Source organism: Burkholderia sp. IMCC1007, from assembly GCF_027257875.1.
Lineage (GTDB): Bacteria > Pseudomonadota > Gammaproteobacteria > Burkholderiales > Burkholderiaceae > Burkholderia.
Genome location: NZ_JAPVQY010000001.1, coordinates 90,612 through 115,044, shown reverse-complemented (window position 1 = coordinate 115,044; position 24,433 = coordinate 90,612). Strand labels below are relative to the sequence as shown.

At 65.9% G+C, this 24,433-nt stretch carries 32 protein-coding genes; 19 read left to right on the top strand and 13 right to left on the bottom strand.

Annotation, left to right across the window (positions count from 1 at the left end):
* Positions 1-320 precede the first annotated feature (320 nt).
* The 15 genes from O1Q03_RS00555 (at position 321) to O1Q03_RS00490 (ending at position 8,229) form a co-directional block, all read left to right on the top strand.
* Positions 321-857: a PRTRC system protein E gene (locus tag O1Q03_RS00555; protein WP_269501061.1), complete on the top strand. Its 537-nt coding sequence runs from the start codon at positions 321-323 to the stop codon at positions 855-857.
* Positions 858-866: 9 nt separating this feature from the next.
* On the top strand, positions 867-1,256 hold the full coding sequence (locus O1Q03_RS00550) for a PRTRC system protein C (RefSeq protein ID WP_269501060.1): 390 nt from the start codon (positions 867-869) through the stop codon (positions 1,254-1,256).
* A complete protein-coding gene (locus O1Q03_RS40070) occupies positions 1,253-1,891 on the top strand; it encodes a PRTRC system protein F (protein ID WP_442865724.1) in 639 nt (212 codons plus the stop codon). Before O1Q03_RS00550 ends, O1Q03_RS40070 begins: the two co-directional genes overlap by 4 nt.
* On the top strand, positions 1,892-2,296 hold the full coding sequence (locus O1Q03_RS40065) for a hypothetical protein (RefSeq protein WP_442865723.1): 405 nt from the start codon (positions 1,892-1,894) through the stop codon (positions 2,294-2,296). It abuts the gene before it with no gap.
* Positions 2,293-3,006, top strand: coding sequence for a PRTRC system protein B (locus tag O1Q03_RS00540; protein ID WP_269501059.1), 714 nt, complete (start codon positions 2,293-2,295; stop codon positions 3,004-3,006). Before O1Q03_RS40065 ends, O1Q03_RS00540 begins: the two co-directional genes overlap by 4 nt.
* A 2-nt stretch (positions 3,007-3,008) precedes the next feature.
* Complete coding sequence (locus O1Q03_RS00535) at positions 3,009-3,800, top strand: PRTRC system protein A (protein ID WP_269501058.1); 792 nt, start codon at positions 3,009-3,011, stop codon at positions 3,798-3,800.
* On the top strand, positions 3,797-4,537 hold the full coding sequence (locus O1Q03_RS00530) for a PRTRC system ThiF family protein (RefSeq protein WP_269501057.1): 741 nt from the start codon (positions 3,797-3,799) through the stop codon (positions 4,535-4,537). Before O1Q03_RS00535 ends, O1Q03_RS00530 begins: the two co-directional genes overlap by 4 nt.
* The gene (locus O1Q03_RS00525) at positions 4,534-4,974 is read left to right on the top strand and encodes a hypothetical protein (RefSeq protein ID WP_269501056.1); all 441 of its coding nucleotides are present in this window, start codon (positions 4,534-4,536) and stop codon (positions 4,972-4,974) included. Before O1Q03_RS00530 ends, O1Q03_RS00525 begins: the two co-directional genes overlap by 4 nt.
* Positions 4,975-4,985: 11 nt before the next feature.
* Positions 4,986-5,357, top strand: a complete 372-nt coding sequence (locus O1Q03_RS00520) for a hypothetical protein (protein WP_269501055.1) — start codon at positions 4,986-4,988, stop codon at positions 5,355-5,357.
* Entirely contained in the window at positions 5,354-5,728 is a 375-nt protein-coding gene (locus O1Q03_RS00515; RefSeq protein WP_269501053.1) for a beta-sandwich lipoprotein, read from the top strand. The genes O1Q03_RS00520 and O1Q03_RS00515 overlap by 4 nt, the downstream gene beginning before the upstream one ends.
* Before the next feature lie 83 nt (positions 5,729-5,811).
* A complete protein-coding gene (locus O1Q03_RS00510) occupies positions 5,812-6,420 on the top strand; it encodes a 1-pyrroline-5-carboxylate dehydrogenase (RefSeq protein ID WP_269501052.1) in 609 nt (202 codons plus the stop codon).
* Between the two features lie 15 nt (positions 6,421-6,435).
* Positions 6,436-6,681, top strand: coding sequence for a hypothetical protein (locus O1Q03_RS00505; RefSeq protein ID WP_269501051.1), 246 nt, complete (start codon positions 6,436-6,438; stop codon positions 6,679-6,681).
* Between the two features lie 2 nt (positions 6,682-6,683).
* Complete coding sequence (locus O1Q03_RS00500) at positions 6,684-7,604, top strand: hypothetical protein (protein ID WP_269501049.1); 921 nt, start codon at positions 6,684-6,686, stop codon at positions 7,602-7,604.
* Entirely contained in the window at positions 7,604-7,867 is a 264-nt protein-coding gene (locus tag O1Q03_RS00495; RefSeq protein WP_269501047.1) for a hypothetical protein, read from the top strand. Before O1Q03_RS00500 ends, O1Q03_RS00495 begins: the two co-directional genes overlap by 1 nt.
* Positions 7,864-8,229, top strand: coding sequence for a DUF4031 domain-containing protein (locus tag O1Q03_RS00490; RefSeq protein ID WP_269501046.1), 366 nt, complete (start codon positions 7,864-7,866; stop codon positions 8,227-8,229). The genes O1Q03_RS00495 and O1Q03_RS00490 overlap by 4 nt, the downstream gene beginning before the upstream one ends.
* A 41-nt stretch (positions 8,230-8,270) precedes the next feature.
* Here the strand turns inward: O1Q03_RS00490 and O1Q03_RS00485 are convergent, their stop codons facing one another.
* Complete coding sequence (locus tag O1Q03_RS00485) at positions 8,271-8,612, bottom strand: hypothetical protein (RefSeq protein ID WP_269501045.1); 342 nt, start codon at positions 8,610-8,612, stop codon at positions 8,271-8,273.
* Between the two features lie 119 nt (positions 8,613-8,731).
* Between O1Q03_RS00485 and O1Q03_RS00480 the strand changes: the two genes are divergently transcribed.
* From O1Q03_RS00480 to O1Q03_RS00470, 3 genes are read left to right on the top strand one after another with little or no spacing between them, the layout of a single operon-like run.
* Entirely contained in the window at positions 8,732-9,553 is an 822-nt protein-coding gene (locus O1Q03_RS00480; protein ID WP_442865727.1) for a hypothetical protein, read from the top strand.
* A 42-nt stretch (positions 9,554-9,595) separates the two neighbouring features.
* The gene (locus O1Q03_RS00475; RefSeq protein WP_269501043.1) at positions 9,596-9,787 is read left to right on the top strand and encodes an excisionase; all 192 of its coding nucleotides are present in this window, start codon (positions 9,596-9,598) and stop codon (positions 9,785-9,787) included.
* Complete coding sequence (locus O1Q03_RS00470) at positions 9,787-10,866, top strand: phage integrase Arm DNA-binding domain-containing protein (protein WP_269501042.1); 1,080 nt, start codon at positions 9,787-9,789, stop codon at positions 10,864-10,866. The genes O1Q03_RS00475 and O1Q03_RS00470 overlap by 1 nt, the downstream gene beginning before the upstream one ends.
* Positions 10,867-10,929: 63 nt before the next feature.
* Here O1Q03_RS00470 and O1Q03_RS00465 read toward each other — a convergent pair whose 3' ends face one another.
* Both O1Q03_RS00465 and O1Q03_RS00460 read right to left on the bottom strand, forming a co-directional pair.
* The gene (locus O1Q03_RS00465; protein ID WP_269501041.1) at positions 10,930-11,166 is read right to left on the bottom strand and encodes a FitA-like ribbon-helix-helix domain-containing protein; all 237 of its coding nucleotides are present in this window, start codon (positions 11,164-11,166) and stop codon (positions 10,930-10,932) included.
* A gap of 338 nt (positions 11,167-11,504) precedes the next feature.
* Positions 11,505-12,719 carry a glycosyltransferase family 87 protein gene (locus O1Q03_RS00460; protein WP_269501039.1) on the bottom strand — a complete coding sequence of 405 codons (1,215 nt, stop codon included), beginning with the start codon at positions 12,717-12,719 and terminating at the stop codon, positions 11,505-11,507.
* A 228-nt stretch (positions 12,720-12,947) separates the two neighbouring features.
* On the opposite strand from O1Q03_RS00460, the gene O1Q03_RS00455 reads away from it, so the two are divergent.
* Positions 12,948-14,174 (top strand): acyltransferase family protein, encoded by a 1,227-nt coding sequence (locus O1Q03_RS00455; RefSeq protein ID WP_269501038.1) that lies wholly within the window; start codon positions 12,948-12,950, stop codon positions 14,172-14,174.
* 22 nt (positions 14,175-14,196) lie between these two features.
* Here O1Q03_RS00455 and O1Q03_RS00450 read toward each other — a convergent pair whose 3' ends face one another.
* The 10 genes from O1Q03_RS00450 to O1Q03_RS00405 form a co-directional block, all read right to left on the bottom strand.
* Complete coding sequence (locus O1Q03_RS00450) at positions 14,197-14,856, bottom strand: hypothetical protein (protein WP_269501037.1); 660 nt, start codon at positions 14,854-14,856, stop codon at positions 14,197-14,199.
* Positions 14,857-15,455: 599 nt separating this feature from the next.
* Entirely contained in the window at positions 15,456-15,659 is a 204-nt protein-coding gene (locus O1Q03_RS00445; protein WP_269501036.1) for a hypothetical protein, read from the bottom strand.
* A 154-nt stretch (positions 15,660-15,813) separates the two neighbouring features.
* Positions 15,814-16,587: an SDR family NAD(P)-dependent oxidoreductase gene (locus O1Q03_RS00440; protein ID WP_269501035.1), complete on the bottom strand. Its 774-nt coding sequence runs from the start codon at positions 16,585-16,587 to the stop codon at positions 15,814-15,816.
* Positions 16,588-16,619: 32 nt separating this feature from the next.
* Positions 16,620-18,206 (bottom strand): FadD3 family acyl-CoA ligase, encoded by a 1,587-nt coding sequence (locus O1Q03_RS00435; protein ID WP_269501034.1) that lies wholly within the window; start codon positions 18,204-18,206, stop codon positions 16,620-16,622.
* A gap of 46 nt (positions 18,207-18,252) precedes the next feature.
* Positions 18,253-19,308, bottom strand: coding sequence for a ferredoxin--NADP reductase (locus O1Q03_RS00430; RefSeq protein WP_269501033.1), 1,056 nt, complete (start codon positions 19,306-19,308; stop codon positions 18,253-18,255).
* A 10-nt stretch (positions 19,309-19,318) separates the two neighbouring features.
* Positions 19,319-19,498: a hypothetical protein gene (locus tag O1Q03_RS00425; RefSeq protein ID WP_269501032.1), complete on the bottom strand. Its 180-nt coding sequence runs from the start codon at positions 19,496-19,498 to the stop codon at positions 19,319-19,321.
* A gap of 53 nt (positions 19,499-19,551) precedes the next feature.
* Complete coding sequence (locus O1Q03_RS00420; RefSeq protein ID WP_269501031.1) at positions 19,552-20,070, bottom strand: flavin reductase family protein; 519 nt, start codon at positions 20,068-20,070, stop codon at positions 19,552-19,554.
* A complete protein-coding gene (locus tag O1Q03_RS00415) occupies positions 20,067-21,827 on the bottom strand; it encodes an FAD-dependent oxidoreductase (protein WP_269501030.1) in 1,761 nt (586 codons plus the stop codon). Before O1Q03_RS00415 ends, O1Q03_RS00420 begins: the two co-directional genes overlap by 4 nt.
* A 10-nt stretch (positions 21,828-21,837) precedes the next feature.
* Positions 21,838-23,031, bottom strand: coding sequence for an acyl-CoA dehydrogenase family protein (locus O1Q03_RS00410; protein ID WP_269501029.1), 1,194 nt, complete (start codon positions 23,029-23,031; stop codon positions 21,838-21,840).
* Between the two features lie 166 nt (positions 23,032-23,197).
* A complete protein-coding gene (locus O1Q03_RS00405; protein WP_269501028.1) occupies positions 23,198-24,337 on the bottom strand; it encodes an LLM class flavin-dependent oxidoreductase in 1,140 nt (379 codons plus the stop codon).
* Between the last annotated feature and the right edge of the window lie 96 nt (positions 24,338-24,433).

Below are 24,433 nucleotides of genomic sequence, written 5' to 3'. Positions count from 1 at the left end.
AAGATGCCCCGATGCCACGTTCGTTGCCTCCACTGCCAAGCTCGTCGCTGCCTCCCTCGCCTGCTTTCCCAATACGTCCGGCCACCCCGATGTCGACTCTGCGGGAAGCGGCTCTACAGGGTCGATCGCTGGATGAATCGGCGAGACACCCGAAAGACGCGCTGCGACTGCTCCGGCTACTGGTTTCCCCACCGCCGCGGCTCCCTCTTTTGCTGGTTGCGTACCGACGGATCGGAGCGCTATCCGGGCGATCCGGATTTCGCCGACCGCAATTACGACCCTGTTGCCGCCTGATCTCAACCTCCTACACAGAGGACACCATGTCACTTTTCACGTCGCTTTATCCGCTCGCGCAAAACGCCTCGCTGACGATCCTGGTCGTTGCCGAGGGTGACCAGCTGCGCGTCAATGTCATGCCGAAGTCGAAAGACGAAAAGGCCGAACAGACGCTCTACCCGCTGTCGCTCCTGGCGTCCCCCGAAGAACTCGATCGCGACTTTGCCGAGGCAGTGCAAATCTACGCGCCCGGCTCGCAATCGGTGCTCGAGCAGGCGCGCGCCGCGAGCGCGGCGAATGCCGATACTGACGCGCCGCGGGCCCTCCCGGCTCCCGCCAAAGGAAAGCCTGGCCGAAAACCGAAGGCGCAGACGGCCGCAGCGCCGAGCAGTAGCGACAGCCAGGCGGCGAACGCGGGCGCACCCGACGACGGCGCGACGGAAGTCGATCCCCGCCAAACGTCACTGTTGGAAACCGGCGACGGCGAAGCGGCCCAGACGGGCGGCGGCGACACGGCTCCGGCCGCGCCGACCGACGCCGCGCCTGCCGCGGCCGATGACGAAGGCCTCGATCTGCTCTGAGGAAACGACATGCAAACCGAAACTCTCATCCGCGAATTCCGCTACAACGGCGCGCGCCTCACCGATCCTTCGCCGGCCTTTAGCCTCCATCAAGTACGCGACTTCTACGGCAACACCTATCCCGAGATAGTGAACGCCGAAATCGAGGGTCCGGAAGTCATCGGAAATCGCAACGTATATACGTTCCGCCGCGCCGTCGGCACGAAGGGCGTGGCCATGACGCTCGAACAGCTGCGCGTCGAGCTGGTCGGCGGCACGCTACGCAAGGGCGCCGAGCACCTGCTCTCGCCGGCCGAAGCGTCAGTCGATCCGATGCGGCGCTTCATGCTCGCCGCGACGTCGACGGCCAACGGCACCCGCTTGACGCCGCCGCTCACCCATATGCCGGTATTGCCGTGAGCTTCGCGCCGCTTGCCATTCCCGCGCTCGACGACGTGCCGGCCAGCTACACGATCGGCATCGGGCGGACCTTCGCACGCGAACTGACGCTCTCGCTGCTCGATACGCACGTCATCACCGAGGCGGATCTCGAAAAGCGGCCGAAGAGCGAACTGGAGATCGCCTCCCGCGCGCTTTCTCGCCGGTGGACGCACATCACCGACGGCATGCGGTATTTCGACTGGCAGCTTCACATCGATCCGAAGCCCGACGGATCCTTCTACCACTCTCCCGACACGCCCGACAGCTTGTGGGCCTCGATCCGGACGACGGACGGCCCGGTATCGTGCCGCCACGTCTACATTCGCGACGGAATACAGGCTCTTGAAAATGTCCGCGCCGGCCTTGGCCAAACCGTCCTCGCGGCGCTCTATGACGCGTTTCGCATGTTGCCTGCCTCCATCACGCCGGGCCATGCCCTGGGAATGGCCGAGTGGTTGTATTGGTACGGCGAGGCCGATGAATCGCTGGCACTCGACGAAATGATGGCCTGCTACGACGTCAAGTCGGTGGACGAACTCAAATCGGTAACCGACGTCTTCACGCGCTCCCAATTCTTCGACGTGATGCCCGAGTGGGTCGCACTCCCAAAGTGAGTGCTGACACGTCGACAGGTTCAGCTCGCTGCGAAGCGCGACGACTATGCGCAAGAGGTCGTCGACGCGATGGATTCGCTTTGGAACATCGTTCGTTTCTACGGTCCGTTTGCCGACCTCCGCAGCGAGGACATTGGCGCCGAACTCATCGACTTTGCGCTTCTGGTTCGGTGGAGTGACGACGACGAGATAACGCGCGTGGTCGACGATTTCCTACATCAGGCGGCCGACGGCGACTATGTCACCGCAGGATCCGTCACGCCGCTGAAGATTGTCGGAGACGAGTTCGCAAACTGGTTGAAGGCGATGGAATCGACCGCGCTGCTCGCGAAGGCCGTCGAGCGGGTTCTCACGCTATTCGAGGCCCGCGAACGCCAACTCTCCCGAATCATGGTGCGCGTATGAAGACAGTCACGATCAGCCAGGAAGGCGACGACCAGCTCGAGCTGGATTCCGGGTTTCTCTTCTACAAGTCGCGGACGAGCTCGCATATCTATGCCACGCGCCACCCCGCGCGCGTCGTCGACGGAAAGCCGATGCTTCTGGCCGGTACGCCGATCACGCTCGAGCAGCTGGCCGACATCGCTGAAATCGCGGCGCGCAAAACCAGTTACCGAGGCTTCGTGCACGACCGAGTGATTTACCTCGGTCCGAACAAGCTCGCATGGTGGGTGCCCGCGTGCAAGCGTCAGGTGTGGTTTCAGACAAAGGACGCGATTGGCGAGCGCGCCGGCGACGCCAATCACCCGCCACTTGTGTTCATCGTCGATCGCAACGACTGGTCCGTATTCGCACTGCGAGAAAACACCCGGCCAAGCGCGGAGACGCGGCTGTACACCGCGCCGTATTACAACGTCTGGGAAGACGGTGACATCTGCGTCGGCAACGTGACGACTCCCGAGCGAATTGACATGGACAGCATCAAGCCGTTCGAAGACGCGTTCTTTCGCAGTCGCTTCACCCACCCGAATAACAAGCAACTTATCCACAGACGCGGGGGCGCCGAGCGCCTGTGGCTCGATTTACTTGATGGTGCCGAATTCCCACTTGACCGCCTGATCGACGCGAAGAAAACGCTCGCGGAAGCGATCGGCACTACTTCCGACAAGGATTGAAAATGGAAAAGCTGCTCGCTGAATTTCAGGACGCAACTAAAGAAGGGCTGCAGGGCATCGCGGCTGCACTGGAGCGATTCTCGGCCGGAGTCGCCGACGAGATCCGCCGCGCTCAACCACGCGCGATCGCCGCGGCCGAGGATGACGAAAATCTTCCGCTCGACATCGCGCTGTTCGACAGTGCCCCGATCGTCGCCGTGCCGAAGCACGCGAAATTCGTACCGTTGCAGGACGTCGGCCACCGATTCCTCGCAACCGCCGAAGGCATTTTCGTCGAAGTGCGCCGCCCGTGGCTCCACGTGATCCAGCTGTTGACGAAGCTCCCGGATAATTCGCCGCGGCCGCCGTATGGTCTGATCATGCCGAAGATCGAGCTCGCATTCGGCCGGCTCGGCGTCGCGATCCCGTTTGTTCAGGGCTTCGCCGAGGAAGCGCGCGCAGCGCTGCCGAACGAACACGCGGCGTGGATCGTATGGGACGCCGAGGCGAAAAAACTCGAATACAAGGCGTTGCACATCACGACGTCGTCGCCCGGCGCAATTGCCTTCGAGCGTCCGGAGTTGCAGCCCCACGAGTCGCTCGCGATCGACCTGCATAGCCATGGAACGGGTCCGGCGTTCTTCAGCGGCACCGACGACGAAGACGACGCAGGCGAGGTGAAGATCTCAGGCGTGATCGGTGGCCTCGGCGACGGCAACACGCCGAGCGTCGCCTTCCGTCTCTGCGTGCTCGGCATCACGATCCCGCTGAAGGTGCCGGCGGAAGCCGTCTTCAAGGTACCGGAGCCCGCATGACGCACATCACGCCCGCTCACTTTCTCGATCGGCGTGTCGACGTCGTGCTGGTCGGTTGCGGCGGCAACGGCTCACAAATGCTCACCGGCCTTGCGCGACTCAATCACGCATTGACGGCGCTCGGTCATCCCGGCCTGCGCGTGACGGCGTTCGACGGAGATACCGTGAGCGAGGCGAACATCGGCCGGCAGATGTTCAGCCCGGCCGACGTCGGCCAGTTCAAGAGCGTCGTTCTCATCCACCGCCTCAATGCGTTCTTCGGGCTCGACTGGATCGCCCGGCCGGTGCCCGCCGGCCCTCAGGAACTCGTCCACACCGGGCCCGGGATCGCGATCATGTGCGTCGACAGCGCCAAAGCGCGCGCAAAGCTCGCACCCGTCCTGCACCGCACGGCGGCATACGTGATGGACCTCGGCAATCGTGCGAGTGACGGCCAGGTGGTGTTCGGGACCGCCAGAAATCATGAGGGGTGCGGTGCGCAGCTGCGCTGGCCCTATGACGTGCTGCCCGAGCTGGTCGATGAATGGGCCCCCGAGGACAACACGCCGAGTTGCGGACTTGCGGAGGCGCTCGAGCGCCAAGAGCTATTCATCAATCAGGCGATCGTCACGCCGGCGCTCGGCATCCTGTGGGAGTTCTTCCGCCATGGGCGGCTCACGTGGTGCGGCGCGTTCGTCAACCTGAAGACCGGGCACGTAAGGCCGCTGCCGGTCCCTGAAGAGGAGAGCGCTCAATGAGCTTCGAATACATCCGCAAACACTACGGCGTGCCGGCCGAGCGTGGTCGCCAAGTGAAATGCTACGGCGAACTTGGGGTCATCACGAATGCCGATGGCCACTATCTCTGCGTCGTCATCGATGGAGACAAAAGAGAGGAGGAGCGCCGCTATCACCCCACTGACCACGTCGAATACGGGGAGCTCGTCGACGCGCCGGCGCTCCGCGAGTGGCGCTGCCTCGCGCCATGGCGCGACGAATCCGAGAGCGATGCTTGGTTCACGGTAACGGCCAGTACGCGCAGCAAAGCCAGATACAAAGCCTTCCTCGACCTCCGCGACGTATGCGATATGACCGGGAAAGACATGATCCGGATCCGCGTGCGCGCCGATCCGAGGCTGAAGCCGGGTCGCGTGGTATTCGTGCCGCCATCCGACGATCCGGACGTGCCGTTCTAGAGAGGCTCGAAATGAAATGCCTCGAGCTCGAACTCGTCGGCGGCTTCCACGTCGGCCCGCTGTTCGTGCCGGTGAAACGTCGTGCGCCACTCATCACCTCAGGAAAAACCGCCGGCCGTCGGCGCCGCATGCGCGAACGCCGCGCCATGCCGCCCTGGGTGAAGCTGTCCGATCTCCGTCCCTTTTACCGCGAGGCAAAACGCCTGACGCGTGAAACGGGCGAGCTACACGTCGTCGATCACATCGTGCCGCTCGACGGCGAGATCGTCTGCGGACTCCACGTGCCTCACAACCTGAGAGTCACTCACTGGCGCGTCAATGCCGTCAAGGCGAATCGCTATTGGCCTGACATGCCCTTCGAACAACTGGACATATTCGAGTGAAAAAGATCCTTCTGGCGCTCGCTTGCGCCTCCGCATTGGCTGGCTGTAATGATGCCGACGTCGCATCTAAGAACCTGTCGACCGCCGCCGACAACTTCGAAATTAATCGCCGCATCGTGTTCTACAACGGCTTTACCGGCGAATACATGCTGACGATCGAGGGAATGTGCTCGAAGGACAATTCCAGCACCGACGGCAAGCTGGCGATCATCTGCAAGACCGGTCCGAACGAATACAAAAAACACTTCCTCGGTCTTTCGAACAACGTGACCTATTTCATCGAGCAACTCGATGCGGCGCCGGCCAGCACCTACCACTACAAAGTGGTCTTCAAACCTTCGGTAATCGTTCCCGACATAGTGGTTCGGTAATGCCACCTGGCCCGTGCTAAGGCTGCCATATGCGAGCCGAGCACCCACCCTTGAGGCCATACCTCGAACGCGTGAGGACACGCATGACGGAAGACATCGAAACGTTCCTCGGCACTGTGGCCGAGGCGACAGCCAAGACGGTCGCGACGCGTATTGGCCTGCCGCATTTTGACGTCGTGAAGGCGATCAACAAGATGCACGCGGCCGGCCAGGTCGAGCGCGAGAAGCGCGCGGGCGGCGGCAATGAGTACGTGTACTGGCTCTCGCGCAGCGCGGCACCGGCACAACAGGTTGTCGAGGCCTCGCCCGAGACCGCGGCACCGGTCGCGGAAACCCCGGCCGCGCTGCCGCCGATCGACACGCACGACACCGCGCGCTTCATCGACGATCTGCGCGCTGAGATTCAGCGCCTCACCGCTGAGCGCGACGCCGCGCAGCTGAAGGCGGAAACCTGGCGCGCGAACGCTGCGACGCTCGAGGCCCGCATCGACGAGCTGACGCTCGGCCCGGTCGGCGCACCCGCGCCGCTGTTCGTGACCGTCGGCCGCAACAGCAAGCCGCAGCGACACGAATCGCTCGAGAAGGCCCAGCGCCGCGGGCGCGCCCTGGTGCGCAGCGAAAAGGAATCCGAGGTGCTAGTGCTCGAGCCGGTCGGCCGGATCGTGCGCGGCACGGAGTGGATGCCCCGATAACTTCAGGACCACACCATGACCACCCCCTCTTTCCTCCAGCGCTGGCGCGCCGCCATCTTGGGAAGTCCGGCTATTGCCGAAAAGATCTCGGACGCTGAGTGGCTTCGGCGATGCGCCGCACGGTTCGTCCAACGCGCCGGCGTCGAGCAACAGATCGCCGATTCGTTCGCCGAATCGTGCTTCGAAAATATCGCCGACTTCGGTTTCGAGAACGACCCGGAAGGTGCGGCGGATTGCGAAATGTCCTACTGGAGCGAATGACCATGACCACCGATAAGAGCTGCGCTGATGCGCTGACGGACGGCCAGATCGACGAACTGTTCTTCGCCGCGAAGAAGCACGGCATGAAGGAAGCGTTCCGCCGAACTGCGCGCGACCTCCTCGCCGCGCCCCCTGTCGAGCAGCCCGCAGCAGCGCCGATCGACGACGAACTTCGCATCGAGGCGATGGCCCGCGCGATGAACATCGCGACGGACGGCCACGATCGCTACTGGACCGGCTTCGTCCCGTCGGCCGGCGCAGCCCTTCGCGCACTGCTCGAGCTTCAGGCCGCACCCGCGCCGGCGGACGAGCGGGAGGCGATCCCGGCCGGATGGAGGCTGATGCCGCCATCGCTGACGCAATCAATGCGCATGGCAATGGCTAAAGCCGCCACCGAATACATGCAGCGCACTGGCGGAAACAGCCCGGACGTGATCTATGAGGCTGCACTCGCCGCCGCCCCGCAGCCTCCTGCGCAGGCAGACGCTCGCGAGGGGCTGACGGACGAGCAGTGGGAAGAACTGCGCCTCATCGCGCGCACGTACAACGAGAAGGGTTTCCCGAAACATGCCCGCGAGTTCTTTGCCCGCGCCTTTCTCACTATCCATCCGGCCCGGTCGGAGCCGCGCGCCGAGGTGACGGCCGCTGCGCGCGACGTGCTCGTCGAGCGGCGCCGCCAGATCGAGCGCGAAGGCTTGACGCCCGCGCACGACGACCAGCACAACGATTGCGAAATGGCACTCGCGGCGATCGTCTACGCCGAGAGCGCGGTCGGCTATCACCCCAGTTGCCCCGACACGTGGCCGTGGTCGCCGGATTGGTTCAAGCCGACCACGCCGCGACGCGATCTCGTGAAGGCCAGAGCACTCATTCTCGCCGAGATCGAGCGCCTCGACCGCGCCGCTCCCGCAGGAGGTGCGTGATGGCGAATATTGCACCGCGAGCCACGGTCGAAGTGCGTGCGCGGATGGACTTCAGCGAAAACGAGCTCCGCGCGCTCGAAGCACTCACCGGCTATGGCATTCACTCATTCCTCGAAGTCTTCTACACGAAACTCGGTAAAGCGTACATGCAGCCGCACGAAGCCGGCCTGCGCGAGCTTTTCGCTTCGGTCAACGCTCACGTTCCCCCAATACTGCGCCGAGCCGACGCGGCGCGCGAAGCGTTTGGAGAGAAGAAATCATGACCGTCTACGTCGACGACATGTATCGCCACCCGATCGGCGAATTCAAAACGGCAAGCGGGCGCGTCTACAAGATGTCCCACCTCATCGCAGACACCTCTTACGAGCTGCTCGCCATGGTCCGAGCGATCAACGTCAACCCGAAGTGGATCCAGCACCCCGGCACGCGCGACGAGCATTTCGACATCGCGATCAGCAAGCGCGCCGCCGCGATTGCCGCCGGCGCAGTGCCGATCACCTTCGAGCAGTGCGGTGCGATGAACAAACGCCGAAAGGTTACCGGCGCGCTCGGTTCGCCCGACGACGCGATCGATTGGCTCAAACAGTTTGTTTCGGCCCGTCGGGCGGCTCGCGAAGCAGCATAGCCGGTCATGGGAGACGCATCATAACGCGCGCCACCCGCATATCAGGCGCGCTTCAGATCGCCAGTCCAGTTTTCGGCGTACTCGTCGAAGTTGTCGTAATCGTGATGGCCTTCCACGTCAAACCAACCGTTGCGCGATGCTTGGCTAATCGCCTTTCGACAAACGGTCTCCAAACCGCCTTCCTTCGCTGGGCGCCAGAGTTCGGGAGGGAGATTGATACCAAACGTGATCCGATCGCGCTTGCCGGCAGCGCTCCATCCATTGAAGTGAATGCTGGTGGGACGGCCGTCTTGCCTGCAAACGACGTCGGCGTGAAACGTGCGTTCATCACCGTTCACGTCGATCTTGAAAATGTATCCGCTTGCGAAGAGTTCGTCGGACATCTGGGTCTCCTTGGTTTTGTGTCTCGAGGCAATCGTAGCATCGCCGATCGGCCAATTTGGCTCAGAAGATTATCAGATCCCGCCATCCTCGACGCCCATCTCATCGAATGGAGCCGCTCGTGAAAGAACGCCCGATCCTCTTCAGCGGCCCGATGGTGCGCACCATCCTCGAAGGCAGGAAGACGCAGACGCGCCGCGTGATGAAGCGCCAGCCGCCCGACGACGTCGCGCCGATCACCGTGTCGCGCTACCACCCCACGATCGTCGACCGGCGCGGCGAGGAAGCACCGGGCGCCGAGATATTCGGTGCATCCAGCGATGACGGCGAATGGGGCTGCAAGTCGCCATTCGGCGAGCCCGGCGACCGCCTGTGGGTGCGCGAGTCGCATGTGCAAGTATTCGAGGTCGACATTCCTGCAGGGCGACCAACGGGGCCGATCGGCACGATGGGGTCACCGGCCAAACCCGACTGGAATAGCCGCTTCGTCTACTCGGCAGATGGCCCGATGCCGAATGTGCAATGGCATCACGTCGGCGACAGCCAACCCGTTCGTTGGACCCCGAGCATCCACACGCCGCGCGCCGCCTCGCGCATCACGCTCGAGATCACCGGCGTGCGCGTCGAGCGTCTGCAGAGCATCAGCGAAGCGGACGCCATCGCAGAAGGCGCCGTCTACACGGACTTCGGCATCGAGCCGCCGACGGGATCACTCAGCCTCGACGGCGGCCGCACCTTCCATCCTGTCGTGCGCGGCACGCAGCGAAACGGTTGGCACATGGGCGACGCGACGAGCCATACGCGGTGCATGGGTTCTGCCAAATACGCTTTCGCGAACCTGATCAATCGGCTGCATGGCGGCGAAAACTGGAATCTGAAAGGCCCTGGACTGTGGGAAGCAAACCCGTGGGTCTGGGTCGTCGAATTCAGGCGCGTCGCCTGAACCTCTCTTCCGAAAACTTTCTCGTTCTCAATGGGGATGAATATGAAAATCCGCCTGAGCGATTGGCTCACCCGGGAATTCAGCCCGGCGCCCGCGATGCGCACGGCCTCACGATGGATCAAGGATGGCAAGATCTATCCACCCCCGATCAAGGTCGGGAACGCGTACTACGTCGAGCAGAACGCCGTGTATCAAGATAGCGCCCGCCCTCGTCTCGCCCACAGGATTGCATGATGGCAGCACGCCCTCGCGTTCGCACTCGTGCGAACTGGCCCGCGCACCTCCACGAGCCGCGCCCGGGCTACTTCACCTGGTACGACCCGCGTACGAAGAAAACACACATTCTCGGCCGCATGCCCCTCGCACAGGCGATCTACGAGGCGACCGAAGCGAACATGCTCGTCGCAACCGGAAAGTCAGCCAAGACGCTTGCTGAGAGAGTCGAGAGCGATTCGCCGACGTTCAGCGAGCTGCTCAAGAAGATGCCGGTCTCCGAGAAGTACAACACCGCCCAGAGTCGGAAACTAGCAGATGGTAGGCTCGAAGCGAAGATCGGCAAGGTCAAGTGCGCTGACCTGACGACGAAGCACTTCGCGGACATCATTGAAGCAATCCTCGCAGAGGGTAAGACCGCGATGGCGAAGGTCGTGCGCGCGCGCGCAACGGCGATATGCCGGCGCGGCGTGTCGCTCGGGTGGATGAACACTAACCCCGCGGCCCTTACCGAAGGCGTGAAGTTCAAGACGAAGCGCAGCCGGCTGACGCTGGAGTCGTTCCGGAAAATCCTGGAGCAGGCGCCGAGGGTGACGAGCTGGCTGGAGAACACGATGCTGCTCGCCCTCGTGTCGGGACAGGACCGATCCACCTGCGCTCGATGGGAGCGATCGTGGATCAAGCACGGTTACGCGCGCGTGACGCGACAGAAAACCGGGGTTGTCGTCGAGATCCCGACGTCGCTACGGCTCGATGCGATCGAGTTGACGCTCGCCGACGTGATAGCGCGCTGCAAGAAGACCGGCGTTATCAGCCAGTATCTGATCCACTACACGGGGACGAAAAACGGGACAGTGCCGGGCGCAGCGGTCGGCCTCGGCGTCATTTCGGCAGCGTTCGCGCGCGCTCGCAAGAAGGCTGGTATCCCGGATGAGAACGCACCGTCGTTCCACGAAATCCGGAGCCTTTCGAAGCGGCTGTATGACAAGCAGGGGAACGTCGACACGAAGGCGCTGCTCGGCCACATGTCGGACACGTCCGCCCAAACCTACGCAGATGCGCGAGGAATTGAGCCTATTCGCGTGAAGGTGAGTTCTTAACGAATTCTGAACAGATTCTGAACACGCCCTTGTGCGACAAGGGTTTCAGGCCGATCGAATGTTTCAATCAAAAACACACCTGACCTCGCCGGAATCCTGAACACGTTGGAAATCCGCGTCTTCGCCGACGTCCGGCATGCTCATCAGCACCTGCGCGAATGTCCGTCGCTTCGGCCGGCCGAGCGCATCGGCCAGAATGGCCCGATGTTCGGCCTCGGCGCTCCTGCCGTTGGCCGCAGCCTGCTCGCGCAGGCTCTGAACGATACTGTCATCCACGTTACGCACCAGAAGATTTGCCATGGGTTCCTCCATCCAGATTGCTATCAATGATAGCGCGTCGACGGTGAATTGCAAGCATTGCTATCATCGTCGCGACCGGAAGGAAGACGGTGGTCGGCGTTGGCCGGCGGCAGCGGACGGTATGAATCTACCCGCCCTCCGCCACCGGCCGACGCGTCGAACTGCTGTGACACAAGGTAAGCGCGATCGACGCGGCAAGAAAGACGGCCGAATGGCCAGTCATTTTTACTGACGGGCCGCCGAGGCACGCGCAACGTCCGGCGCGGAGCGAAGCGAAGCGGCCCCGATCGTCGCGCGGCCCGGACCATCGAGGCCCGCTCTCGACCGGCCCCGGGAAATCAACGGCTTGCCGCCGCGTGCCCGACGCCGGCGCGCGTCGAACCCGCGGCCCTTCGCACGATCACCGCCAGCACCGCGATCAGGACCACGGATGCAACCGGCCACATCGTGCCGGTGATCACCGAGACGAACGCCTGCGCCGGCGCGATCCACGCGAGCGCGATGACGGCGATGTCGATGCGGTCCGGCCGCACGTTGCGGCAGTCGAGCAGCAGGAAGATGACCGGCAACACCAGCCACAACAGGTCGTAGTACATGTAGTACGGCTGCACGAGCAACGTCGCCGCGGCGAGCGCCGCCGCGCGCAGTTCGTAGCGCGCGGCGCGCATCCACACGTACGCGACGGCTGCGACGGTCATCACGGCAACGCTCGCATGCACGCCGTACGCGAGGGGAAGCGGCGCGCCGGCGGCCCGCACCATCGCGAACAACGACGGCATGCCGCGCCAGAACGTCACGCCGTACTCGACGACACCGCGATTGAAGATCGGCAGGAACGCGATGAATGCCGTCCACGCATCCGTCCCGAATGCAGCCACGGAAGCCGCGACGAACGCGACGCTGAACATGCCCGCCGAGACCAGCGCTTTCCAGTGCCGCCCGCACATCAGCGCAAGCGGGAACAGCACGCCGTATTGCGGCTTCATCATCAGCAGCGCAATGCACGCACCCGCGACGATCGGCCGCGAGCGGAGCAGCAGCAGCGCCGCGCCGGCTGCTGCGACGGTCAGGAACGCATTCTGCATCGTGAGGACGGCGCCGATCAGGCCAGGGAAAGCGGCGATGGCCAACTGCCGCTGCGCATCGAGCGGCCGCGCCAGCCGCGCGACGACCGCCGCGTAGCAGCCTATCGTCAGCAAGCCGAACACCACGATCGCGCGACCGAAGGAGAGAAGACCGAACGGCATCACGACGAGCAGGAAGGTCGGCGGATACGGCCACGGTGCGAACTCGCCGGAGGGCCGCAGTGCCGCCTCGATCGGCTGAAGCCATTGCGGCGAGAAGATCGCCGTCGCGCCGTGTTCGAGCGCGACGCGCGCCGCGGCCCAGAAAATCGCGAAGTCCGACCCGACCATCGGCGCGGACCGATCGTGCAACCGGTAGTAGCGGATGATCCAGACGACGACGGCAATGATCTGCAGCGCCAGCGCCACGGCCGCATACGTGCCGACGCGTCGCGCGTCGACTGCACGCTCGCCCCCCGATCCACGCATCGTCTCCATCCGCCACCCCGTATTTTGTTCCGATGAAGTATAGGTGTTGCCTTTCGCGCTGAAACATCATGTTGCACATCGGTCCGCAGCGGTCGCGACCGTTTGATACCATCGGAACACAAGACCGGCGATCAACGCCGCGCGACGCGCGCAGAGACCTTGCATCGACGCGGACCATCCGTGCCTGACATCCCGATCCAAGCGATCCAAGACACGAGACGCCCTTCTGTGGACCCGATTACCCCTTCTCTGCACAGCCTGTTCTCCCCGACACCCGACAAACTCTACTTCCCGGCATGCGTCGCGGCCGTCGCGATCATCGCGTGGCTCGTCGCGCGCCAGGTGCCGTTCTACCGGTCGGCCGTCGACAAGTCGCTGTCGATGCGCTACCACAACCTGGACGGGTTGCGCGGCATCCTGGCCACCTCCGTCGTGTTCCATCACTTCGCGTGCAACCAGGATTTGCTGTCGACCGGCACCTGGGGTGCCGTCCCCGGCTTCCTGTCCAATCTCGGGACGATCCCCGTCGCGATGTTCTTCATGGTCACCGGCTTCCTGTTCTGGGAACGTGCATGCACGGGCACGCTCGATGTACGCACCTTCTTCGTCGGTCGCGTGCGCCGACTCGCGCCGCTCTACCTGTTCTACGCGGCCATCATCGTCGCATGCACGTTGTACTGGTTTCCCGGCAACGTCGTCGGCGCGCCCATGCAGTTGCTGGCCGACCTGCTCAAAGCCGTTTCGCTCGGCTGGTTCGGCACGTTCCCGATCAACGGCGCGGAGCAAACCAGCCATGTGAGCGGCATCTGGTGGACGCTCGCGTACGAATGGCGCTTCTACGTCGCCGTTCCGTTTCTGGCCTGGTTCGTCGCCACGCGCGCGTGGCGCAAGCTGCTCGCGCTCGCCGTCGTCACGGCCTGCGCCGCGCTGTTCGGCAAGCCGGGCAGCATGGCACTGCTGTTCGCACTCGGCGCGGTGGCCTACGAGGTCGCGCGGCACCGCGCGATCCGCGCGCTGCTCGGCACGAAATCGGCGGCCACCGTCGCGCTGCTGATCCTCGCCGTCTCGCCGTACCCGGCCGAACGCTATTCGATCGAAGGCGCACTGCCGCTGCTGCCGGTGTTCCTGTGCGTCGCGTGCGGGAACACGTTCTACGGCGTGCTCAGGACCCGCCCGCTCGCGCTGCTCGGCACCGCCAGCTTCAGTATCTACATGATCCACATGGTGATCGTCTATCTGATCGTTCATGCGTTCAACAAGTTCGTATTCCCGATCGATTCCGCCAACGACGCGAGCATCTGGGCGCTTGCGCTGGCATGCGCGCTGATCGCCGTCTTCTGCTCGCTGCTGACCTACCGCTACATCGAGCATCCGTTCATCGCGAAGCGCAGCCCCACGCGCGCAGCACGTCCGACGGCCGAACCTGCACCTGAGCGTCGCACGGCTACGCTGTGACAACTCGCGTGACACACGCGGCTCAGAACCGGTACGAGATCCCGATCTGCAGCACCGGATACCAGCGGTAGCGCGACATCATGCGATTCAGCTCGTCGAGACCGCTGGCCGCGAGGATCTGGCTCTTCTGTGGACCGGCCGCGGCGGCGAGCGCCGGCGACAGCGTGTACGAACATCGCGGGATGCCGTATGCGACGCCCAGGTCGGCGACGAACCCGAGCCCCTTCGATGCCGGCCGGTGCCCGTAGCCGATCCCGAAGTACGGCATCACGTCCGGATAGCGCGCCTTCGCGACCGCGAACATGCCGGGGAGTGCCGGATACGTCTTGCCGGCGAACACGTACGTGCCGTTGGTCGGCACCGATACGCCGGTGATTTCGTCGTCGTTGAAGCGCAAGCCGAGCGTCGCGCGAAAGCCGCTGCCGCGCCACGGGAAGATATCCGCGTACAGCCCGCCTTGCCGCAGCTTGATGTCGTCCTGATAGCGATTGCCGGCGACCGAGAAGTCATGCGACAGGTTGATCGCATTGAAATCCGCGTGTGCACCCAGGATCGAATTGAAGCTCACGGCCGCGCCGACCCCAACCCCTTGCGTGCCGCCCTGCAGGTAGATCTCCTGCGCGTGTGCGCTGGCCGCGAACAATACCGCCAGCGCTGCCCATTGGTTCACTGTCATTTTCATGAGCGTCTCCCCGACTCGCGCCGGGGACGCGCCGCCCCGCCGCGTGCGGTCTCCGCCGCCACGCGTGACGCGTTCCCCGGCACGACACCCCGCAAGCAAGCTTGCTGTTTGACGGATCGAACGCACACTGCCCTTCGTGTCGCCGATACGACGCATCACGCGTCCGACGCGACGGGCGTCAACCCGCGGCCCGATCCGATCCCCGATGTTTCGATGTCGTTGCGTGCCGCTCCCGCGATGCGTTTTTCCGACCCGTCGCGGTACGAGCGGCACCGACGTCATCGCAATGCGTGTGCCATGCGGCGCAGACCCGTGCGGAGCGGGGCTTCGCATCAAACATCTGTTGTTATGCGTAATCGGGTTGGAGGAAATGTTTCAGGCGTGCATCGTTTTCTCGGCGTTTCGTCGCAGCACGCGTGATCGGGGACATCCCGCAGCGAACGCCGCAAGCACGTCAGGCAAGCGTGGGAGGTCGTCGAGATGTCTGCGTCGCGGCGGAATGCGGGCGAGCGAGATCGCATACAGTCGCCGAAACGTTTCATCGACGCGACGTCGGGCGCGGCCGCGCGCGAGCCGGACGTATGATCGCTTTGCGCGAATCAGGGGGAATACGGAGGGCAAGCCATCGGATCGCAACGCACACCGGAGGGATCCGAGCGCTCGCGCGCGCGGCGGCTCAGCCGCGTGACGAAACGGATGAGGTCGCCAAGGTAGTAGCGCTGCTCGAAGTCGACCGGCCGGTGCGCGTGCGTATGCGATGTCCGTTCGATCAGGAAGACGGGACTGCCGTGCGCGATCGGCAACGCGAGCTGCCGCGCGACGGCGGCGTCGGGTTCGACGCCTCGACGGTCGACGAGCCGCGCGCTCGGCGTTCGTCCGAGCGCATGGATGTCCTCGACGAAGCGGTCACGATGTCAACCGCAGATCCAAGCGCCGATCCAAGCGCCAAGCGGCAGGCTATAACCCGTACCCGCCGGACACATTCAGCTGCTGCCCGGTCACATAATTCGCGCGGTCCGACGCGAGAAACACCGCCGCGCGCCCGATGTCGTGCGCCTTCCCCCAGCGCTTGAGCGCGAGCATCTTCTGCGTGTCGTCGATCCACGCCTGGTCGAACTGCCCCTGCGCCATCAGCACCGGAAACATCCCGGCCTCGATCACGCCGACGAGGATCGAATTCGCGCGAATCTCGTAGCGGCCCTCCTCGCGCGCGAGCCCTTTCACGAGCGCCTCGTTCGCGGCTTTCGGCGCGACCGACAGCCCGTCGCGATCGGGCCAGCGCAGATGGCCGGCCGAACCGAGCGTCACGAACGACCCGCCGCCCGACGCGCGCAGATGCGGCAGCGCCGCCTTCGCCGCGTTGAAGAAGCCGACCGTCTCGACCTCGATCGCGCGGCGCCAGTCGTCGTGCGTCATGTCGCCGATATGGCGCTGGTTCACGAACGGGCCGGCGGCCCACACGATCGTATGCACGCGGCGGTGCACTTCGATTGCCGCGGCGAGCGCCGCGTCGACCTGCGCGGGGTCCGTCACGTCCGCGCGATGCAGGCTGACCGCAACGCCTTCGCCGCGAATGTCGCGCGCGACGCGCTCAGCCACGTCGGCCTTGCTGCGATAGCCGAGCGCGACCGGCACGCCGGCGCGCGCGAACTCGAGCGCGACGCCCTGCCCGATCCCGCCGCTACCGCCGAACACGAGCACCGCGCCCTGCGGAAATCCGTTGTCGTTCATGCGTTGATCCCGTTGATGTGTGGCAGCGCCGTTCAGGCCGCCGCTTCGGTGGCCGCACGCAGCCGGTATTTCAGCACCTTCCCGGCCGCGCTGGTCGGCAGTTGTTCGACGAACGTGAAGTGCCGCGGCACCTTGTAGTTCGCCATGTTGCGGCGTGCCCAGTCGTTCAGTTGGTCCGCGTCGGCATGCGCACCGGGACGCAGCACGACGTACGCATGGCCGACCTCGCCGAGGCGCGTGTCGGGCACGCCGACCAGCGCGACCTGCGCGATCGCCGGATGCGCGGCGAGCAGCCGCTCGATCTCGGCCGGATAGCAGTTGAAGCCGCCGACGATGAACATGTCCTTGATCCGGTCGGTGATCTTCAGGTTGCCGTTCGCGTCCACGCAGCCGAGGTCGCCGGTGTGCAGCCAGCCGTCCGCGTCGACGGTTTCGCGCGTCGCGTCGGGCTGGTCGAAGTAGCCGCGCATCACGTTGTAGCCGCGCACCCAGATCTCGCCCGTCTCGTCCGGCCCGAGCGCCACGCCGCCGGGCCCCGCGATGCGCAGCTCGACGTCCGGCATCGGCCGGCCCGACGTATAGGCGACGGTTTCCGCATCGTCGCCTCGACGGCACAGCGTCGCGAAGCCGCACGATTCGGTGAGCCCGTAGCCGGTCAGCACCGTCTCGAAGCCGAGTTCCGCGCGCATCCGCTCGATCAGGCTCGGCGCGATCGCGGCCGCGCCCGTCACCGCAATGCGCAGCGACGACAGGTCGCGTGTCGCGCGATCGGGCGCATCGAGCAGCGCGTAGTACAGCGTCGGCGGCCCGGGCAGCACGGACACGCGCTCATCGGCCACGCGCCGCAGCACGTCGGCCGGCTCGAATACCAGATGCGGCAGCACGGTCGCGCCGCTCGACAGCGCGGCGAGCCAGCCCGCCTTGTAGCCGAACGTATGGAAGAACGGATTGACGATCAGGTAGCGGTCGTCCTGACGCACGCCGGCGATCTTCGCCCACGCCTGCGCGGCGCGCAGGTTCTGCCCGTGCGCGGTCATCACGCCTTTCGGGCGGCCGGTCGTGCCGGACGTGAACATCAGGTCCATCACGGTGTCGGGCGTCACCTGCGCTTCGCGCTCGCGCACCGCGGCGATCGATACCGCCGCGCCGCGCGCGAGAAAGGCGTTCCAGGTCTCGTCGTGCGCGCCGGACGGCGGCTCGCCGTCGAACACGACGACGCGCTCGAGCGTCGCGGGCCGGTGCGGCGCGAGCATCGCCGGATACGATTCGCCGAGGAACGTGCCGCAGCAGAACAGCAGCCGCGCGCCGCCGTCGTGCAGGATGCCGCCGACTTCCATTCCCTTCATCCGCGTATTGACCGGCACGAGGATCGCGCCGACGGTATGGATCGCCAGCGCCGCGACGATCCATTGCGGCAGATTCGGCGCCCACACGGCGACCCGGTCGCCGACATCGATGCCGCTCGCGAGCAGCGCACGCGCGGCTTCGACGCGGGCGGCGTCGAGCTCCGCATAGGTGAGCCGGCCGTGCGCCGACTCGATCGCCGGATGCGCGCCGTGGCGCTCGGCGGCCCGTGCGATCAGCGCGGGCGTCGTCAGGATTTCGTTGTCCATCGTCATTGGAATCGCAACAGGGTTGCCGGGCACGCCGTCGGCGCGCCGCGGCTCAATCGGGGAACACCACGCGCAGCACGTCGCTCGCGGGCCGTGCGCAGCAGGCAAGCGTCCAGCCCGCGGCGATTTCGTCGTCGTCGAGCACATGGTTGCTGTCGAGCGCCACCTCGCCGCGCTCGATCCGGCACATGCACGCGCCGCATTGCCCCATCCGGCAGGAATTCGGCGCGGGCACACCGGCGCGCAGCATCGCGTCGAGCAGCGTTTCGCCGGGCGCGCTGTCGAACGTGAACGCGTCGCCGTCGAGCACCGTCTCGATCGCCGCGCCGTCGCCGGTCTCGGCCGCCGTCGCGGCCGACGCCGCCGTATCGCCGTCGGCCGGCGTATCGGGCAGCGACGCGAAGCGCTCGACATGCACGCGCGCCCGCGGCAGCCCGAGGCCGAGCATCGCGGCAAGCGCGCTCTCCATGAACAGCGCGGGCCCGCAGATGAACGTCTCCTGCTGGCTGAACGGCCGCGCGAGCTCCTCGAGGTGCCGCTGCTGCGGCACGCCCTGCACGCTGTCGAGCCAGTGGATCACGCGCAGTCGACCCGGATGACGGTGCGCGAGCTGCTGCAGCTCGTCGCGGAAAATCACCGAGCGCTCGTCGCGGTTCGCATAGATCAGCGTCAGCATCCCGCGTCCGTGCACGAGCGCCGATTTCACGATGGACAGCACCGGCGTGATGCCGCTGCCGCCCGCGAACAGCAGCAGGTCGCCGTCGAGCGTGCGCGGCGTGAAGACGCCGGCCGGCGGCATGACGTCGAGCGCATCGCCCGCACGGATGCGGTCGCACAGCCAGTTCGACGCGCGGCCGTCGCGCACGCGCTTGACGGTGATCTTCGGCGCGGCATCGATGCCGGGCGCGCTCGACAGCGAGTAACAGCGTGCAACGGTCGCATCCGCGCACGGCACGTTCAGCGTCAGGAACTGCCCGGGCCGGTACGCGAACGCGTCGCGCAACGCGGCAGGCACGTCGAACACGAACGAGCACGCGTCGTCGCTTTCGGCAATCACGTCGGCAACGGTCAGCCGGTGGAAACGGGAATCGTTCGAGGCAGTACTCATCGCCGGTTCCTCATGCCAAGCCGGCATCGTGCCGGCCCGCTTCGCGTGCGGCGGCCCGCGCCGGGCTCGACGCGCGCGCCGGCGCGATGCACGCGAATGCGTTCAGCACCTGCGCTACCGCGCCGCCGATCAGTTGCATGAGCGCATGCATGATCGTTGTGTACACAACCTTGCCGATGCTGCGGTTCATGGTGCATGTCATGGGTGGTCTCTTTCCGATGCGGTAAAACACACGCGCCGCCGTCACGCGGCCACGCGGTTCGCGGGCGCGCCGGGCGTCGTGTATGCGCCGTCGAGATAGACGAGCGGATCGACGTCCCCGCTCATCAGCACCTCGCGGATCCGGCCGATGAACACCGTATGCGTGCCGTATTCGAAGCGGCCGTCCTGCTCGCACACGAGGCTCGCCTGCGAATCGTGCAGATACGGAACGCCGAGCGGCGACGTGTGCCAGTCGCCGGTCGTGAAACGCGCTTCACCCTTCAGGCGGCCGCTGCAATCGATCGCGATGCCTTCATGACGCGCCGACAGCACGTTCACGCAGAACGGCGCACCCGCGTCGAGCGGCGGATACAGCGACGCATTGCGATTGATGCAGATCAGCAGCGACGGCGGATCGGTCGACAGCGAATCGACGGCGGTCGCGGACATCGAGTAACGCCGGCCGGCGTGCGCGCTGCTGATGACCGTGACGGAGCGCGCGAGGCGGCGCATCGCGAGCAGCATGTCGGTGCGCAGTGGATGGGTATTGAGTTCGCTCATGATTGGACTCCGTCAAGTTCAGTCGGGGACGGCCAGGGTGCCCGGCCGCCGGCGTCGGCCGCTTGCGCGGCCAGATGGTCGGCGGCGATGAATCCGAAGGTCATCGCCGGACCGAGCGTCGAGCCCGCGCCGGGATAGCTCGCGCCCATCACCGATGCGCTGGTGTTGCCGATCGCGTAGAGGCCGTCGATCGGCGCACCGTCGGCGCGCAGCACGCGCGCATGCGCGTCGGTGACGAGCCCGCCTTTCGTGCCGATGTCGCCCGCGTCGATCCGCACCGCGTAGAACGGCGCTTCGTCCACCGGCCCGAGGCACGGGTTCGGCTGGTTCTGTGGATCGCCGTAGTACGTGTCGAACAGGTTGTCGCCCTTGCCGAACGCTTCGTCGACGCCGGTGGCCGCATAGCGCGCCATGTCGCGCAGCGTGTCGTGCAGACCCGCCGCATCGACGCCGATCCGCGCGGCGAGCGCGTCGATCGTGTCGGCCTTCACGAGCACGTCGCGGAACGCGTGCGGAATGCGCGCGTCGGGCATCATCGATGCCGGCATGATCGGCCCGCACGGATACTTGCGGCGAAAGCGCGCGTCGAACACCATCCACGCCGGCACGCATGCGCCGGTGCGCGCATGGTCGCGATACATCGCCGGCACGAATTCCGAATACGGTGCGGCTTCGTTGACGAAGCGCTTGCCGAGGCCGTTGACGATCACGCAGCCCGGCAGGTTGCGTTCGACGAACAGCGCGCGCTGCTTCTCCTCGCCGGCGACCCCGACCGTCGGCGCGCCCCACACGTGCTCCATCAGCGCGAGCGCGCCGCCGAGCCGGTGGCCTTCGGCGATCGCGTCGCCGGTGTTGGCCGGCGGCGTCGCGCTCCACTGCATCTGCGTCGGGTGCGGCAGATAGCGTTCGCGCATCGGCTGGTTGCGCTCGAAGCCGCCCGCGCCGAGGATCACGCCGCGCCGCGCCGCGATCGTCACCGGCTGGCCGAAGCGCTGTGCGCGCACGCCCGTCACGCGGCCGTCGACGTCGAGCAGGTCGCGCATCGGCGTGTCGAGCCACACCGGCACGTTGCGTTCGAGCAGCGCGCGGCGCAGCCCGCCGATCAGCGCGTTGCCGAGCGTCAGGCGCCGGTCGCGCCGCGTGCGGCGGCGCACGCCGACATCGAGCCAGTAGCGGCCGAACTGCGCGATCGCGAGCTTCATGAAGCCCGGCCCGCGCGAGAACAGCGTATGCGCCTCCTTCGACGTCACCGCGACGCGCCCGCCGATCAGCGTGCCGGGCGACGGCGGCCGCAGCCGGTCAAACTCGTCGCCGAGCAGCGCGCCGTCGAACGGCAGCGGATCGAGCGCGCGATAGCCGGGCATCGCCCCCGGCAGCTTCTGGAAATAATCCGCGTACTTCGGCAACGCCTGGTAGCGCACCGGCGTCTTCGCTTCGAGGTAGCGCAGCATCTCGGGCGCCTGGTCGAGATACGCATCGAGCCGCTCGGGCGACGATGCGCCGGCCGTGCACGCGTCGAGATAGCGGCGCGCGGCTTCGCGCGTATCGGTCGCACCGAGTTCGGCGATATGGTGGTTGCACGGTATCCAGATGCCGCCGCCCGAGACCGCCGACGTGCCGCCGTACAGCGCCGTCTTCTCGATCACGACGACGGACAGCCCGCGGTCGGCCGCGCGGCAGGCCGCGAGCAGCGCGCCCGCGCCGGAGCCGACGACCACGACGTCGGACACGTATTGCTGCGCTTGCGTGTCGTTCATCGCCGCCTCGTCAGATGAAATAGTCCGTGTTCTCGCGGCCGAGCATCACGGCGCCGAGATTCTGGCCGAAACGGTCCACGTTGTTCGCGTAGTGCGCACGGGCCGCATGCAGGTCGAGGAAACGGCGCACCAGCGGATTGCGGTGATAGATGCCGTTGCCGCCCGCATAGCGCAGCAGCGCGTTCGCGGCCTGCGCGCAGCGCTCGGCGACTTGCGCGGACTGATAGCGGAAATGCACGCGGCGCTCGATCGACACGGCCGGGCCGCCCGTCACCGACGCCATCAGTTCCGCGAAATTGCGCTTGAGCAGCACCTTCATCTCGTCGATCGCGACGGCCGCGTTCGCGCAGGCGTTCTGCGCGCCCGGATCGTCGGTCGTCTTCGCGCCGCTGTTGGCCGACACGCGCGTGGCCGCATAGCCGGTGAAATCGTCGAGCGCGCCCTGCAGCGCGCCGATGCACGACGTGCACACCGCCCGCACGAAGATCTGCGCGAACGGCAGCTTGAACAGCGGCGCGTCGTTCACGGCGAGGCCGGGGCTCGTGCCCATCATCCCGTCGATCGCCTTGTGCGTGCGGTAGGCGGGCACGAACACGTCGTCGACGACGATGTCGTGGCTGCCGGTCGCGCGCAGCCCGAGCACGTCCCAGTCCTGCTGGATCCGGTAGTCGGACTTCGGCAGCAGGAACGTGCGGTATTCCGGCGGCTGGCCGGCTTCGGCCGGCGGCACCAGCGCGCCGAGGAACACCCATTCGCACAGTTCGCTGCCGCTCGAGAATTTCCAGTGGCCGGACAGCCGGAAGCCGCCTTCGACCGGCGTCACGCGGCCGACCGGCATGTAGGTCGACGCGATCAGCGTCGCCGGATCCTTGCCCCACACGTCCTGCTGCGCGCGCTCGTCGAACAGCGCGAGCTGCCAGTTGTGCACGCCGACGACGCCGTACACCCATGCAGTCGACATGCAGCCGCGCGCGAGCGCCATCTGGATGTCGAAGAAGGTCTGCGGATCGAGCTCGTGGCCGCCGTAGCGCTTCGGCTGCAGCACCTTGAAGAAGCCGGCGGCCTGCATGTCGGCGATCGTCTCGGCCGGGATGCGTCCCCGGGCTTCGGCTTGCGCGGCGCGGCCGGCGAGCGTCGGCGCAAGCGCCTCGGCCCGGGCGATCAGCGTGGCGGCCAGTGCGTTCGAATCGTTGTCGCGATGCACGAATGTCTCCTGATATGCGGAGCGCGCGCGGCGGCGCTCACCCCGGTCTCTGTCTAAGTGATTCGCAGCGGCGGGCGCCGCGAGCATGGATTGCTGCTGCCGATGGTCGGCCGCGCGCGGCCGCGCCGCATCGTCCGAAGGGACGACGAGCGCGATCCGGCCCGCATTACGCGCACGCGCGCTCCTGCTCCTTGTTGAAGAACGGGATCACGTGTTCGCCGATATTGCGGATGGTTTCCATCTGCGCGTCGTGCGGTACCGTACCCATCTGGCACAGGAACAGCACTTCGTCGACGCCCGCTTCCTGCAGGCGGCCGACGTAGCCGATACAGTCGTCGACCGTGCCGTACGCGTGGTTCGGGTTCATCATCGCGAGCGCCGGATCGGCGAAGTTCACGACGACTTCCTCGGACGCGAAGCGCGACCGGATCACCATCTCGCCGGTGTCGGCCTGCACGAGGTCGTCGCCCCACTTCGCCGGGTCCGGACGCTCGCCGCCCGTGTACCAGTACGCGAGCGACTCCATGAAATAGCGCTGGCCGCGGATGCCGATCTTGCGGGCCTTCTGGCCGTCGGCCATCACGACCGTCGGGCACAGCGCGGCGAGGTGCTGGGTCGGGCGGAAGCCGACCTGGTCTTCCGGCTTGCGGTTCGCCCACGCTTCGCGATACACCGCGTTCTTCTTCGCGACTTCATCGGGGCCGCCGAAGCCGAGCACCAGCGCACCCATCCCGCGCTGGCCGGCGCGCAGCAGCGCATCGGTGTTCGTGCACGCGAGGTACATCGGCGGATGCGGATCCTGCATCGGCTTCGGGTGGATCGGACGCTTCGGAATCTTGATGTATTTGCCGTCGTGCTCGATCTCGTCCTGCACGAACATCTTCGGCACGAGGTACATCGACTCGTCGATCATCGGCTGCAGTTCGTTGAGGTCGTAGCCGAACGCGCCCGCTTCCTGCTGGCTGCCGCCCTTGCCGACGCCGAAATGCACGCGGCCGCCCGACAGGATGTCGAGCAGCGCGACACGCTCGGCCACCTTGATCGGATGGTTCATCGCCGGCGGCAGGCACACGACGCCGTGACCGAGCCCGATGCGCGTCGTGCGGCCGGCCAGGTACGCAAGGAAGGTTTCCGGCGCGCTCATGTGCGCATAGTTGGTCAGCGACGTGTGCTCCACGCACCAGATCGTGTCGAAGCCGACCTGCTCGGCCAGCAGCGCCTGTTCGACCGTCTCCTTGAACACCCGGTGATCGCCCTCGCGCGATGCGTCGGTGGTCTGGGCTTCGTAGATGAGGGAAAACTTCATTGCGTGCGTCTCCATGTATGTTGGACGAGTCGGGGTCGTGCAGCCGCCCGCACGATACGGACGAATAGCGACGGTCCACGGATGGGAGTGTCGGCG